Source organism: Ensifer sp. PDNC004 (assembly GCF_016919405.1).
In the GTDB taxonomy this organism is placed as follows: domain Bacteria; phylum Pseudomonadota; class Alphaproteobacteria; order Rhizobiales; family Rhizobiaceae; genus Ensifer.
Map to the genome: position 1 here is coordinate 150,981 of NZ_CP070352.1, position 12,507 is coordinate 163,487.

Annotated in this window: 12 protein-coding genes; 8 read left to right on the forward strand and 4 right to left on the reverse strand. The window is 63.9% G+C overall.

Annotated features, from left to right (window positions below):
- Positions 1-27 precede the first annotated feature (27 nt).
- The 5 genes from JVX98_RS00680 to pta all read left to right on the forward strand — a co-directional run bounded on the left by JVX98_RS00680 (position 28) and on the right by pta (position 5,751).
- Positions 28-408, forward strand: a complete 381-nt coding sequence (locus JVX98_RS00680; RefSeq protein ID WP_205236944.1) for a nuclear transport factor 2 family protein — start codon at positions 28-30, stop codon at positions 406-408.
- An 18-nt stretch (positions 409-426) separates the two neighbouring features.
- Positions 427-1,827: an FAD-binding oxidoreductase gene (locus JVX98_RS00685; protein WP_205236516.1), complete on the forward strand. Its 1,401-nt coding sequence runs from the start codon at positions 427-429 to the stop codon at positions 1,825-1,827.
- A gap of 34 nt (positions 1,828-1,861) precedes the next feature.
- Complete coding sequence (gene xsc, locus JVX98_RS00690) at positions 1,862-3,637, forward strand: sulfoacetaldehyde acetyltransferase (RefSeq protein WP_205236517.1); 1,776 nt, start codon at positions 1,862-1,864, stop codon at positions 3,635-3,637.
- A 75-nt stretch (positions 3,638-3,712) separates the two neighbouring features.
- Complete coding sequence (locus JVX98_RS00695; RefSeq protein ID WP_205236518.1) at positions 3,713-4,750, forward strand: YeiH family protein; 1,038 nt, start codon at positions 3,713-3,715, stop codon at positions 4,748-4,750.
- Positions 4,750-5,751 carry a phosphate acetyltransferase gene (pta, locus tag JVX98_RS00700; RefSeq protein WP_205236519.1) on the forward strand — a complete coding sequence of 334 codons (1,002 nt, stop codon included), beginning with the start codon at positions 4,750-4,752 and terminating at the stop codon, positions 5,749-5,751. The genes JVX98_RS00695 and pta overlap by 1 nt, the downstream gene beginning before the upstream one ends.
- A 181-nt stretch (positions 5,752-5,932) precedes the next feature.
- Here pta and JVX98_RS00705 read toward each other — a convergent pair whose 3' ends face one another.
- Positions 5,933-6,517 (reverse strand): TetR/AcrR family transcriptional regulator, encoded by a 585-nt coding sequence (locus tag JVX98_RS00705; protein WP_205236520.1) that lies wholly within the window; start codon positions 6,515-6,517, stop codon positions 5,933-5,935.
- Positions 6,518-6,656: 139 nt separating this feature from the next.
- On the opposite strand from JVX98_RS00705, the gene JVX98_RS00710 reads away from it, so the two are divergent.
- Entirely contained in the window at positions 6,657-7,142 is a 486-nt protein-coding gene (locus tag JVX98_RS00710; RefSeq protein ID WP_205236521.1) for a hypothetical protein, read from the forward strand.
- Positions 7,143-7,212: 70 nt separating this feature from the next.
- On the opposite strand, the gene JVX98_RS32630 is transcribed toward JVX98_RS00710, so the two are convergent.
- On the reverse strand, positions 7,213-7,665 hold the full coding sequence (locus tag JVX98_RS32630; protein ID WP_205236522.1) for a LysR substrate-binding domain-containing protein: 453 nt from the start codon (positions 7,663-7,665) through the stop codon (positions 7,213-7,215).
- A 235-nt stretch (positions 7,666-7,900) separates the two neighbouring features.
- On the opposite strand from JVX98_RS32630, the gene JVX98_RS00720 reads away from it, so the two are divergent.
- On the forward strand, positions 7,901-8,758 hold the full coding sequence (locus tag JVX98_RS00720) for an MFS transporter (RefSeq protein WP_246764836.1): 858 nt from the start codon (positions 7,901-7,903) through the stop codon (positions 8,756-8,758).
- A 21-nt stretch (positions 8,759-8,779) separates the two neighbouring features.
- Here the strand turns inward: JVX98_RS00720 and JVX98_RS00725 are convergent, their stop codons facing one another.
- Positions 8,780-9,418, reverse strand: coding sequence for a LysE family translocator (locus JVX98_RS00725; protein WP_205236523.1), 639 nt, complete (start codon positions 9,416-9,418; stop codon positions 8,780-8,782).
- A gap of 123 nt (positions 9,419-9,541) precedes the next feature.
- The gene (locus tag JVX98_RS00730; RefSeq protein WP_156134048.1) at positions 9,542-10,747 is read right to left on the reverse strand and encodes an MFS transporter; all 1,206 of its coding nucleotides are present in this window, start codon (positions 10,745-10,747) and stop codon (positions 9,542-9,544) included.
- 711 nt (positions 10,748-11,458) lie between these two features.
- On the opposite strand from JVX98_RS00730, the gene JVX98_RS00735 reads away from it, so the two are divergent.
- A complete protein-coding gene (locus JVX98_RS00735) occupies positions 11,459-12,151 on the forward strand; it encodes an alpha/beta fold hydrolase (RefSeq protein WP_371826515.1) in 693 nt (230 codons plus the stop codon).
- Positions 12,152-12,507 lie beyond the last annotated feature (356 nt).

Here is a 12,507-nt window from a genome sequence, read left to right on the forward strand (position 1 = left end):
ATCAAGCCAAAGGACAGGACCATGACACTGACGGCAACCGATCTCAAAACCTTGTTCGATGCCTTCAACCGGCATGACATCGATGGGGTCATGCACTTCTTTTCCGAGGATTGCGTGTTCAACGCGGTTGGCGGCCCCGAGGTCTACGGCAACCGTTTCGTCGGTACTGGTCCGATCGCCGATGCCTTCAGCGGCGTCTGGAAATCGATGCCGGATGCCGAATGGGCCAACCACAGCCACTTCGTGGACGGTGACCGCGGCGTGTCCGAGTGGACTTTTTCGGGGACGGCTGCCGACGGCAGCCGCATCGAGGCCGAAGGCTGCGACCTCTTCACCTTCCGCAACGGCAAGATCGTGCGCAAGCAGGCGTTCCGCAAGAACCGCCCGGTCCTGCAGCCCCGCTACTAATGGCCTGGAGCGAAAGCCATGCAACTGCGCGCCACCCCTATCAAGCCTGCCAAAGAGCCGTTTGATCCGGCCTATGACCCTAACCATGCCCGCAGCCCCGGCACGGGCAAGGACTATGCGCCGACCTACTGGATCGGCACGGCCGGTCCGGAACCGGAGGACGACGGTCCGGTCACGGGCGATATCGATGTCGACGTCGCGATCATCGGTTCCGGCTATACCGGCCTCTCCTGCGCCATCCATCTGGCGCGCGAGCACGGCATCAAGGCAACGGTGCTCGAGGCCAATGGTGTCGCCTGGGGCTGCAGCACCCGCAACGGCGGGCAGGCGCAAATCTCCGCCGGCCGGCTGAAGCGCTCGCAATGGATCGCCCGCTGGGGCGTGGACGTTGCCCGCAAGATGCACGCGGAGATCTCTGAGGGCTTCGACCTTTTCCGCTCGCTTGTTCGTGAACCAGAAATCGACTGCGATCCGCAGGATGGCGGCCACCTCTATATCGCCCATCGCGACAAGATGCTGCCGGCTTTGCAAAGCGAGGTCCGCGTCCTCAACGATACCTTCGGCTATCGCGCCCGCATGGTTTCGCGCGACGAGATCCACCGCGACTTCGTCCGCGACGAGGAAGCGCGCGGCGCGATGTACGAGCCCGACGGCATGGGCATTCATGCGGCCAAGCTCGCCTTCGGCTACCTCAAGCTTGCCCGCAAGCTGGGCGCCAAGGTCCATACGTCGAGCCCGGTGCTTGACTGCACCGCCAAGGGCGGCGTGCATTACCTGACGACGCCTAGCGGAACGGTCAAAGCGCGTGCCGTCTGCATTGCGACGGCCGGCTATACCTCGCCGGGGATGAATGCGCTCACCCGTCACCGGCTGATGCCGATCCTGTCGAACTCGATCGTCACGCGGCCGCTGAGCGAAAGCGAGCAGCAGGCGCTGAACTTCAAGACGCGCATCCCGCTCACCGACACACGCACGCTGCGGCACTATTACCGCATGCTGCCTGACGGACGCGTGCAGATCGGCAGCCGCAGCGCCATTACCGGACGCGACGCGAGCAACCCGAAGCACCTCGAGCTGCTGCTTGCCGGTCTCTACCGCAAGTTCCCGGCGCTTCGCGGCATCGACATCGACTACTCCTGGTGGGGGTGGGTGGATGTCAGCCACGACATGATGCCGCGCATCTTCCAGCCGGACCCGAGCCAGCGGCTGTTCTACGCCATGGGCTATGGCGGCAACGGCGTCATGTATTCCGCCCAGGCCGGCCGTCGCATGGCGCAGATGGTCGCTGGCAAAGGCGGCGGCCTCGACCTTCCCATCTTCACATCACCCTTGCCGGGCCACGGGCTTCTGACGCCGTTCCGACGGCTTGGCCAATGGGGAATGTACCGCTGGTACTACCTCCGTGACGAGATCCTCTAACTCTTTGAAATAATACCAGGAAAGGAACCACCCCATGAAAATGACCACCGAGGAAGCCTTCGTCAAAGTTCTTCAGATGCATGGCCTCGAACATGCCTTCGGCATCATCGGCTCGGCCATGATGCCGGTGTCGGACCTGTTCCCGAAGGCCGGCATCAAGTTCTGGGACTGCGCCCACGAGACCAATGCGGGTATGATGGCCGACGGCTTCAGCCGCGCGACCGGCACGATGTCGGTCGCAATCGGCCAGAACGGCCCCGGCGTCACCGGCTTCATCACCGCGATCAAGACCGCCTACTGGAACCACACGCCGCTTCTGATGGTCACGCCCCAGGCGGCCAACAAGACGATCGGGCAGGGCGGTTTCCAGGAAGTCGACCAGATGGCGATGTTCGAGGAGATGGTCTGCTACCAGGAAGAAGTGCGTGATCCCTCGCGCATCCCGGAAGTCCTCAACCGCGTCATCGAGAAGGCCTGGCGCGGTTGTGCTCCGGCGCAGATCAACATTCCGCGCGACTACTGGACCCAGGTGATCGACGTCGACCTGCCGGCGATCGTTCGTTTCGAGCGTCCGGCGGGCGGTCCGCAGGCGATCGCCGAAGCCGCCAAGCTTTTGTCGGAAGCGAAGTTCCCGGTCATTCTCAACGGCGCCGGCGTTGTCATCGGCAATGCCATCTCCGATAGCATGAAGCTCGCCGAGCGTCTCGATGCGCCGGTCTGCTGCGGTTACCAGCACAACGACGCCTTCCCCGGCAGCCATCGCCTCTCGGTCGGCCCACTCGGCTATAACGGCTCGAAGGCGGCGATGGAGATGATCTCCAAGGCCGATGTCGTTCTCGCCCTCGGCACGCGGCTCAATCCATTCTCGACGCTCCCGGGCTACGGCATCGACTACTGGCCGAAGAACGCCTCGATCATCCAGGTCGACATCAACGCCGACCGGATCGGCCTGACCAAGAAGGTATCGGTCGGCATCTGCGGCGATGCCAAGCAGGTCGCCCGCCAGATACTCGAGCTGCTCTCGCCAACGGCAGGCGACACCGGACGCGAAGAGCGCAAGGCTGCAATCCACCAGACCCGCTCAGCCTGGCAGCAGCAGCTCTCCTCGATGGACCACGAGGACGATGATCCGGGCACGGAATGGAACGAAAGCGCACGTTCGCGCGAGCCGAACCGCATGTCGCCGCGCCAGGCCTGGCGGGCGATCCAGGCGGCCTTGCCGAAGGAAGCGATCATCTCGACCGACATCGGTAACAACTGCGCGATCGGCAATGCCTATCCGACCTTCGAAGCCGGCCGAAAGTATCTGGCGCCGGGCATGTTCGGCCCCTGCGGCTACGGCTTCCCGTCGATCGTCGGCGCCAAGATCGGTTGCCCTGACGTGCCGGTGGTCGGCTTTGCTGGTGACGGTGCCTTCGGCATCTCCATGAATGAAATGGGCTCGATCGGCCGCGAGGGTTGGCCGGCGATCACCATGGTGATCTTCCGCAACTACCAATGGGGCGCGGAGAAACGCAACACGACGCTCTGGTACGCCAACAACTTCGTCGGCACGGAGCTCAACCCCAACCTCTCCTACGCGAAGGTGGCTGAGGGCTGCGGCCTGAAGGGGGTGGCCGTCAACACGACCGCGGCCCTGACCGAAGCGCTTTCCAACGCGATCGCCGACCAGGAAAAGGGCGTGACGACATTCATCGAAGTCATCCTCAACCAGGAGCTCGGCGAACCTTTCCGCCGTGACGCCATGAAGAAGCCCGTGCCGGTCGCCGGCATCGACCGCGCCGACATGCGTCCGCAGAAGCGCGCCTGATCCACGCTCTACCTCAAGCCCCGCCCGGTGCGCCCGGGCGGGGCGAAGCTTCTCGCAGATGACCGGAACAGAACCATGACCTTCGTCGCCTCCGTCCACGAACGCTTCCGAAGCGTACCCTCCGGCTTTGCGGCCTACTGGCCGGGCTTTGCCGTTACCGCGGCCGTCGCCGTCGCCGCACAGTTCCTTTCCGATCACTACGGCGCACCGGCCATGCTGATGGCGCTGCTGCTCGGCATCGCCTTTCATTTCCTGTCCGAGGAAGGGCGCTGCGTCGCCGGCATCGATTTCTGCGCCAAGAAGGTGCTGCGCATCGGCGTGGCGCTGCTCGGCATGCGCATCAGCGTCGACCTCCTGATCGGCCTTGGCGCAAGCACGATCCTGCTGCTCATCTCGGCCATCGCCGCGACCATCGGCTTCGGACTGCTTGCCGCAAAATTGCTCGGTCGCGGCTGGCGGCTTGCGCTCATCACCAGCGGTTCGGTCGCGATCTGCGGCGCGTCGGCGGCCATGGCGATCGCAGCGGTGCTGCCGAAGAACGAGTTCTCCGAGCGTAATCTGATCTTCACCGTGCTGTCGGTCACGGTGCTCTCTACGCTTGCGATGATTGCCTACCCGATTCTTGCCCAGACCATGGGGCTGGACGCGCGCGCCACCGGCATCTTCTTCGGTGGCACCATCCATGACGTCGCGCAGGTCGTCGGCGCCGGCTTCTCGGTCTCGCCGGAGGCGGGCGAGACGGCCACACTCGTCAAGCTGATCCGCGTCACCATGCTCGCACCAGTCGTCCTCATCTTCTCCCTGTCGCTGCGCAGGGTACCGCAGCCCGAAGGCGAAACCGGCAAGCGCCCGCCGCTGCTGCCTGGCTTCGTCGTCGCCTTCCTGATCTTTGCGGCGCTGAATTCCTTCGGTTTCGTTCCGGAAATGGTCACCAAGGCCGGCATGGAGACATCGCGCTGGGCGCTGCTCGCCGGCATCGTCGCCGTCGGCATGCGGACGTCACTTCGCCGCGTGCTCGACGTCGGTGGCGACGCGGTCGCGCTGATCGTCGCCGAAACCGTCTTCATCGCTCTCTTCATCCTCGTCGGCATTCACTATCTGGGGCACGCCTGATGAAACCGCTCGACCGCATACTCGAGGCTGCAGAAGCCGCGCCGCGCCATATCGTGCTCGCCGAAGGCGAAGACCCACGGATCGTCGAAGGCGCCTTGCGTGCGTCGCGTGCCGGCATTGCCGCGATCACGCTCGTGGGCGACAGGAAGATCGTCGCGGCGCAACTGCACGCCGCCGGCGGCAGCCCAGACGAAATCCGCATCGAGGATCCGGCTTCGTCTCCGCTGACTGAGCATCTTGCCGCCGCCTACCACGACCTCCGGCGTGGCAAAGGTATCGATGAAGCCGCAGCCGCCGCAGCCGTTCGCTCGCCGCTCGTTTTTGCGGCCATGATGGTGCGCGAGGATCACGCAGACGGAACGGTCGGGGGGGCTGTCGCCACCACCGCCGATACGGTGCGCGCCGCACTCCAGACCATCGGCCGGGCACCGGATGTCGGCCTGGTGTCGAGCTTCTTCCTGATGATGCTCTGCGCGCCGCACCACGAAAAGAAGGGTGCCTTCGTCTTCGCCGATTGCGGGTTGATTGTGGATCCTGATGCCACCGGCCTTGCTGATATCGCGGTAACCTCGGCGCGCTCCTACGAGGCGCTCTCCGGCAAGCCGGCGAAGGTGGCAATGCTCTCCTTCTCGACGGCGGGCAGTGCTGCGCATGAGCGCGTTTCGAAGGTGGTGGAGGCGACGCGGCTCGCCCATGCCTCGGCACCAGGGCTGGTGATCGACGGGGAATTGCAGTTCGACACCGCCTTCGTCGAAGCCGTCAGCGCGGCAAAGGCGCCGCAATCGGCGCTACATGGCGAGGCCAATGTCTTCGTCTTCCCCAACCTCGACGCGGCAAACATCGGCTACAAGATCGCCCAACGCATCGGCGGCGCGACCGCGATCGGCCCGATCCTGCAAGGTCTTGCCAAGCCCGCCAACGACCTCTCGCGCGGCTGCAACGCCAACGACGTGTTCCACATGATCGCCGTCACGGTCGTTCAGGCGGGCCGAGGCCGGTGAGTCCGGTGGCGTGCTTCAAGTGCACCCGGATGGTTTGAAGAATGCCATCGCGGCGCGCTTCATCAAGGCGCAAAGGGCCTTCGACGCCCGAATGCTCTGCACCCACTAGGTGCCCGATCTTCTCTCTGAGTACCCGTCGTGTTCGCGGCGGAGCAAAGTCCGGTTGCGCGCAGGCTGCCGGTCACGAAGTCATGATGAAGGGCCGGCACGTCTCCGACGGCAGGCCGTCAAGCAGCAGTTTTCGGAACGCAGCGTCGACTTCGCGGGGAGGCATTTCCGGTCGCTCTTCCAGCCACCACCGCAAAACGGCGTTGAACGTGGAGACCATGTGGCGGATCACGAGGTCGCGGGGAAGAGCGGCATGCATCGTGCCAGGAAGCGACTGGCGGAGGACTTCCGCAAGCACATCATCGACCGCATCGCGCACGATGCCGCCTCCGCGTCCGCCGGCAAGCGCGACCTGGATGTCGGCGTGTTCGGCGACGTGCTCGAACAAGGCGCGGCTGGGATCCCATGCTTCTTCATGGCGTGCCGACGAGATCGCCTTGTCCTTTGCAGTCACCAGCAGATCGCGAAGACGTTCCAGACTGCGTTTCAAAAGGTCGTCTTTCGACGTGAAGTGCGCATAGAACGTCGATCGTCCGATGTTCGCCTCGGTCAGGATGTCTTCGACGGTGATCAGCTCGTAGTGCTTGCGGCGTATCAAGGCGAGAAGCGCTTCATAAAGCGCCGTGCGCGTTCGGGCCACGCGTCGATCGATCGCCAAGTTTGCTCTCCTTTTTCCGGACGAGCGCGCGCTCCAGTCCAATTCGGTACAAGTGGTGCCCGTCTGTTTCGCAACTTCCGAACACCATGTTCCGGATCGTGCTAGCCGATTGTCGTCTAGTCAACATCGAGGAACAGCCATGGTTGAACTTTCCGCAACGTCGCCTCTCTCTTCGCCTTTTCGAAAAGCCGGTGCCGGTGCGCTTCTGCTGCTCGCTCTGACGAGCCTGCACCACGCCTATGGCGCCTATATCTATGAAACACCGTGGCGCCTCCACATCGTCCATTTGGCCGTGCCGGCGGCGATCATCATAACAACCGCTCTGTATGTCGGTCGGTCAAAGGGCGGGACCATGGCCGGACGTGTCGCGATATGGCTGGCGGCCCTTGTCGTGCTCGCCTTCCCGGTCGCGATGATCGGTATCTACGAGGGAGGCTGGAACCATGTGATCAAGAATATCGCCTATTTCGGCTTCGGAACGGATGCGGCACGGTTCCTGTTTCCCGAGCCGGTGTACCGGTTGCCGGACGATTTTCTCTTTGAATTGACGGGGATTGCCCAATTCCCGCTCGCCATCGTCACCGCGCTCAACACGATCAACCTGTTGCGGCGACCCATCCGGTGATCGGATCTAGCTGCCGGCGGCCGCGCCCTCGTGCCGGCCGCCCGCAGGGTTGCGGTCGAAGGCCGCTACCTCAGCCTGCACTGCGTGGAGATTTGCCATCCCCTTTAATGAAATCGGCAAAGGCTGCGACCAGGTAATCGAACACCGCTGCGATCCTGGCCACCGATCTGAGATTCTCGTGGGCGACGATCCAGGTATCCAGTGACGTCACCACTACCTCCGGCAGGAGACGCTGAAGTCCTGGGTCCCTCTCTCCGATCGGAACCTGCATGATCGTGATGCCGAGGCCGGCCCGTGTCGCGGCAATGCGCGCGGGATGGCAATCCGTCCGCATCGCATAGCGCATCGGGGGTAGTTCTGGTGCGGCGCTCTTGCCGATCTTCATGTCGACGGGGGAGCGATACGGCCCGAGGACGTCGTGACTGGCGAGATCGGCCAAGGAGCCCGGCCGTCCCCGGCGCGCGATGTAGTCGGCGCTGGCGAACAAGCCGAGCGGGATGGAACCGACTTTGCGGGCGATCAAGGCATCCTGCGTCGGCGCAACTGTTGTCCGCAGTGCCGATCGTGCATCCCGATCAATGTCGCAGCCGAACCCTCGGCGCGCGGGAATTGCGCAGCCCGATCCATCCGCCAGGCTACGTCCACCAGACGCCAGCCTTGAAGGCGGTGGGTTTTGAGCATTATGCGCGGCTAGCCTGAGAGGGCACTCAGCCTCGGAGATCGAGCGCTCCTTCCGGGCGCTCACAAAGCAAGACCTGTTGCGGGATTTCCCGTTCGGGCGACAATTCGACGACAGGAAAACATATGCAGACTCGGCGATGCTGCTGGGCGGCGGCGCCTTGGGAGCGCAGGCGTCTCCTGTCATCTCGGACTTGACTGGCAGTTGGCGCATCGGGCTCGGTTCGCTGGCAGCGCTCGGCGTTGTCGCCGTCGCTGTTGCCTGGGTCGCGCTTCCCAGCGACGGCCCACGGAAACCGGAGGGCAATCTCGTCCGAAATTTGCTCACGAAGCCGCGGGCCTGGCTCCTCATGGTGTTCTTCGGTCTGGTCAATGGCGGCTACACTTCGGTGGTGGTCTGGCTCGCTCCACACTACCAGCAGCTTGGCTGGGGCCCTTCGGCGAGCGGCAGTCTGCTCGCGGTCATGGCGGTCTTCCAGGCAGCGGCTGCGCTCATCCTGCCGGTCTTGGCCTGCCGCAACGGGATGGACCGGCGGCCGTGGCTGTGGTTCACGCTCGGGTGCCAGTTCGCAGGCTTTGCGGGCTTTGCCTTCGCGCCGCATGCAGCACCGTTTGCGTTCGTCGCGCTGACCGGCGCCGGGCTCGGCGGCTGCTTCGCCCTGTCGATGGTGGTCGCGCTCGATCATCTGGCCGACCCCGCACAGGCAACTGCGCTATCGGCCGTGATGCAAGGCGGTGGTTTTCTGCTGGCGGCCACACCGCCGATGATCGTGTCCGCACTCCACGACCTGACCGGAAGCTTTGCCGCCGGCTGGACGTGGCACCTCGGTTCTATTCTCATCGCGGCCGCGCTCACCGCACGCCTGGCGCCGCGAGGCTATGCAGCCGCAAGGCCACTGGCACAGGCGACGACCAGCACCGACCGGCCATTCGGATAAGGCAACGCTCGAACAAGCGCGTCAGGCGATCGTTCGTGCGCTATCCGTCATCAGCTTCAGCCCAAGTGCGCCCACCACGGCGCCGGCGGCGCGGTCGATCCAGGTCTTTGAGCGCAGATAGACGACCCGCGGCCCCTGGGAGGAAAAGCCGAGGGCGACGATCGCGTACCACAGGAACTCGTTGATGAAGAGCAGCGGGGGGAGAGCGAGAAGCATCCAGGTGGGCGCCGGCGACGGCAGCAGCGCGGCAAACATCGAGGCGTAGAAGATCGCCGTCTTCGGGTTGGAGATCTGAACGAAGAGCCCCCGTAGCAGGGATTTCCAGAGCGTGCTCGGCTGGTCGGCGGGCGTCTCGGCAATCGTAATCTTCTGCGGTGCTGCCCGCCAGATGCCGATGCCGATCCAGACGAGATAGGCGCCGCCGGCGAGCCTTAGGAGGATGTTGAGCCATTCGACCTGAAGGAGGATCGCCGTCAGGCCAGCGACCGCAATACAGGCGAAGAAAAAGCCGCCAATGCCCATGCCGACCGCTGCCATCAATCCATCGGCGCGTGACCGCGCAATCGCGATCCGCGACACGACGATGAAGCTCGGGCCGGGGCTCATGGCTCCAAGCAGGAAGACGCCCAGGATGGAGGCAAGAATTGCAAGTTCATGCATGTCGCTATCCTCTCATTGGAGCGCTGCCGCCAGCGCGGGGTGATTATGTAATGCGTCGCGTCATTCCTCAATCGGGCGCGTGCCACACCTGCCTGCTCCGCGGGGAAACCGAAGATGTATCCCTCAATGGCGCCCCTCCTCGATCTTCGGGAGGAACCAAGCGAGAAGCCCCGCAAGCGGAAGGAACGAGCAGATATAATAGACCGTTTCGACACCGTAGCGGTCGGCCAATATGCCGAGAAGCGCTGCGGCAATGCCACCCAAGCCGAAGTTCAGGCCGTAGAACAGCCCTCCGATCAGTCCGATGCGGTTCGGTAGCAGTTCGATGGCGTAGATCAGGATCGATGCAAAGGCGCTTGCCATGATCAGGTTGATCATCACCGTCAGCACGCCGGTCCAGAACAGATCGACGTGGGGCAGGATCAGCGTCAGGGGAAGCGGCCCCAGAACCGAGATCCAGATGATCCGGTACCGCCCGATGCGATCGCCGATAATGCCTCCGATCAGTGCGCCTGCGGCCGAGGCGAGCAGGAAGATGAACAACATCATCTGTGCGGAAGGAATGGAAAGTCCGAACCTTTCCATGAGGTAGAAGGTGTAGAACGAACGGAAACTTTCGCCGTAGGCGTTCTTGGTGAACATCAGCAGCGTCAGGACCACCAGAGCGACAGCGATCGTTGCCGGCGCGTGACGGACGCTGCCGGCCTTCTTGCTCTCCGCCCGCAGCGCCATGAATGCAGCGCTGATCTCGCGCTGCTTGCTGCCAATCCAGGCGAGAAGCATCATGGCCAGCAACGCCAGGGCGGCGAACCACGCAAGGCTCGGCTGCCCCCAGGGAACGATGATCACCGCGGCAAAGACCGGGCCGAGCGCACCGCCTGCCTGGCCGCCGACCTGAAACAGTCCCTGCGCCAAGCCCTGCCGGCCGCCGGCGGCATAGCGCGCCATGCGCGTGGCTTCGGGATGGAAGATGGACGACCCGATGCCGATCAGTGCGACCGAGACAAGGATCATGGCATAGCTATCGGCAAGGGCGAGGCTGACCAGGCCCGACAGCGTGAACATCATCCCGACGACCGGCGAATAGGGGGCAGGGTGCTTGTCCGTGACCATTCCGATCGCCGGCTGCAGCAGAGACCCGGCAATCTGGAAGGTCATCGTGATCATGCCGATCTGTACGAAGTCGAGCGCGTAGGCGTCCTTCAGGATCGGATAGGCGGCCGGGATCAGCGACTGCATGAGGTCGTTGAGGAGATGGGTGACCCCGAGAACGACCAGGACGGCAAGATGCGTCTTCGGGCGTGTCACGGCAGGGATGGCGACTGTCATGGTAGATTTCTAGACTCCAGGATGCCGTGAAACGGCCTGCGGCGAAGCCGCGCGGCGGGGAGCTTATGCATCCTCCGATAGGCGGGCAACCACCGGATGACGTCGCGCGCGAAAAAATGGGCTATCGGGCCAGAAGGTTAGGCCCGTTCGGGCGCTTTCTTCGTCTGTCTACGACAGCGGGCACCTCGGCGCTTGCCGTCAACGTCCGGTTCCCGCCTCGCATGCTCTCGTTCGCGCCGACTCAGGCCTCGTGTCTGAAACCGGTCTCATGGCGCTCTCGCTTTCGGGTAGCAAGGTCCGCGATCGCGAGGAAAACACCGATGGCCAGGGGCTCGGCCGGCCGAGGTTATCGGTCCTTAACCAGCCGATCGGAAGCGAACCGTCGGATAGCCCGCCGCGCTACCGCGGAGCCGGCTCATTCACGCGTGGTCAAGGCGAAATGTCCGTGGTTCCCGGGGCCTATCACGGCTTCGATACGATGGTGCCGCAAGCGCGCGTTTCGGCGGATTTCGTCGCCAGCTGGAAATCGGCCTTGGGCCGATCGTTGGAAACAGACTGAAGGGCCGGCGCACTGCACAGTTGGCGCCGCACGGTTGCCACAGCGCAACAGGCTGTCCGCCCAAAGGCGGGCATCTCGCTTGACGACCACTACCTTTTCTTCCGATAGGGTCAGTGTACGCGCAGATGCAAGGCGAGGTGGCGACGGTGGCAATGCTCTTGGTTCCCGGCTTCATGCTGGACGCCGATCTCTGGCGCGACGTTGCTCCCGCGCTTGGCGACTACGGGCCTGCGATCCATGCCGACCTGTCGCAGGATGCCTCGATCGCTGCCATGGCCCGTCGCGCGCTGCTGGATGCGCCGGATCGCTTCATACTCGTTGGGTTCTCCATGGGCGGGTACGTCGCCCGGGAAATCGTCAGACAGGCGCCCGAGCGAGTGAGCGCCCTTGTCCTCATCGCTACGTCCGCGCGCGGCGAAAGCGACGTGGAGCGCCAACGAAAGGCAGCCGTCGCCGGGCAGTCGGCCGGCACGGCATTCAGAGGCCTCAGCCGTTTGGCCATCCTCTCGTCCCTGCACCCCGACAATGCCGGGCGGACCGATATCCTTGAGCGAATCCAGGCGGCCGGCCAGCGAATGGGAGGCGACGCCTTTCGCCGCCAGTCGCTCGTCGAGCGGAAGGACGAGCGGGATGCCCTGGCTTCGATCCGAAGCCCCAGCCTCGTCATTGCCGGTGAAGAGGATCGCTTGAGATCGCGCGCTGAGGCGCTCGAACTGCACCACGGGCTCGTCGGCTCAAGCTTCGAGGTCGTCGCTGAGACCGGCCATATGGTTCCGATGGAAGCGCCGCAACGCCTTGCGGCCGTCATTCGGGATTGGCTTGATCAATTGAACACCGGCGCCTAACGATCGCTGCTGTCAATGGGCGCCCGTTCGAGCGGCCATGGTCTCCACCTTTTCCATTTCCAGCCTGCTCCTCTTGCCAATCGAGCGGATATCTCACCGGGGCCGCGGGCGTGCCCATGAACGCTCCGGCAGGACCGAGCACGCCGCATAAGCGGCCGACTAACTCGCCACGTCCGCTCACCTCCCGTGGACGTAACAGAACAGCGTGAAGAACGCTGTTGACAAAACACACCGATGACTGGCAAATGTCAGAAATGTACAGAGGACGCCGGCTGCGGCTGGTTTCAGGGGAGACAGGAGCCTGAAACCGAAGGGTCGGGAAGCATATCCGTCTGCACAGATGCCAGCATGGGAGG

What these genes read in the sequence shown, in the direction of transcription:
- JVX98_RS00725 (WP_205236523.1), bottom strand. Translation starts at nt 9,418, where the DNA reads ATGCATGAACTTGCAATTCTTGCCTCCATCCTGGGCGTCTTCCTGCTT.
- JVX98_RS00710 (WP_205236521.1), top strand. Translation starts at nt 6,657, where the DNA reads ATGGTTGAACTTTCCGCAACGTCGCCTCTCTCTTCGCCTTTTCGAAAA.
- pta (WP_205236519.1), top strand. Translation starts at nt 4,750, where the DNA reads ATGAAACCGCTCGACCGCATACTCGAGGCTGCAGAAGCCGCGCCGCGC.
- JVX98_RS00735 (WP_371826515.1), top strand. Translation starts at nt 11,459, where the DNA reads ATGCTCTTGGTTCCCGGCTTCATGCTGGACGCCGATCTCTGGCGCGAC.
- JVX98_RS00685 (WP_205236516.1), top strand. Translation starts at nt 427, where the DNA reads ATGCAACTGCGCGCCACCCCTATCAAGCCTGCCAAAGAGCCGTTTGAT.
- xsc (WP_205236517.1), top strand. Translation starts at nt 1,862, where the DNA reads ATGAAAATGACCACCGAGGAAGCCTTCGTCAAAGTTCTTCAGATGCAT.
- JVX98_RS00730 (WP_156134048.1), bottom strand. Translation starts at nt 10,747, where the DNA reads ATGACAGTCGCCATCCCTGCCGTGACACGCCCGAAGACGCATCTTGCC.
- JVX98_RS00695 (WP_205236518.1), top strand. Translation starts at nt 3,713, where the DNA reads ATGACCTTCGTCGCCTCCGTCCACGAACGCTTCCGAAGCGTACCCTCC.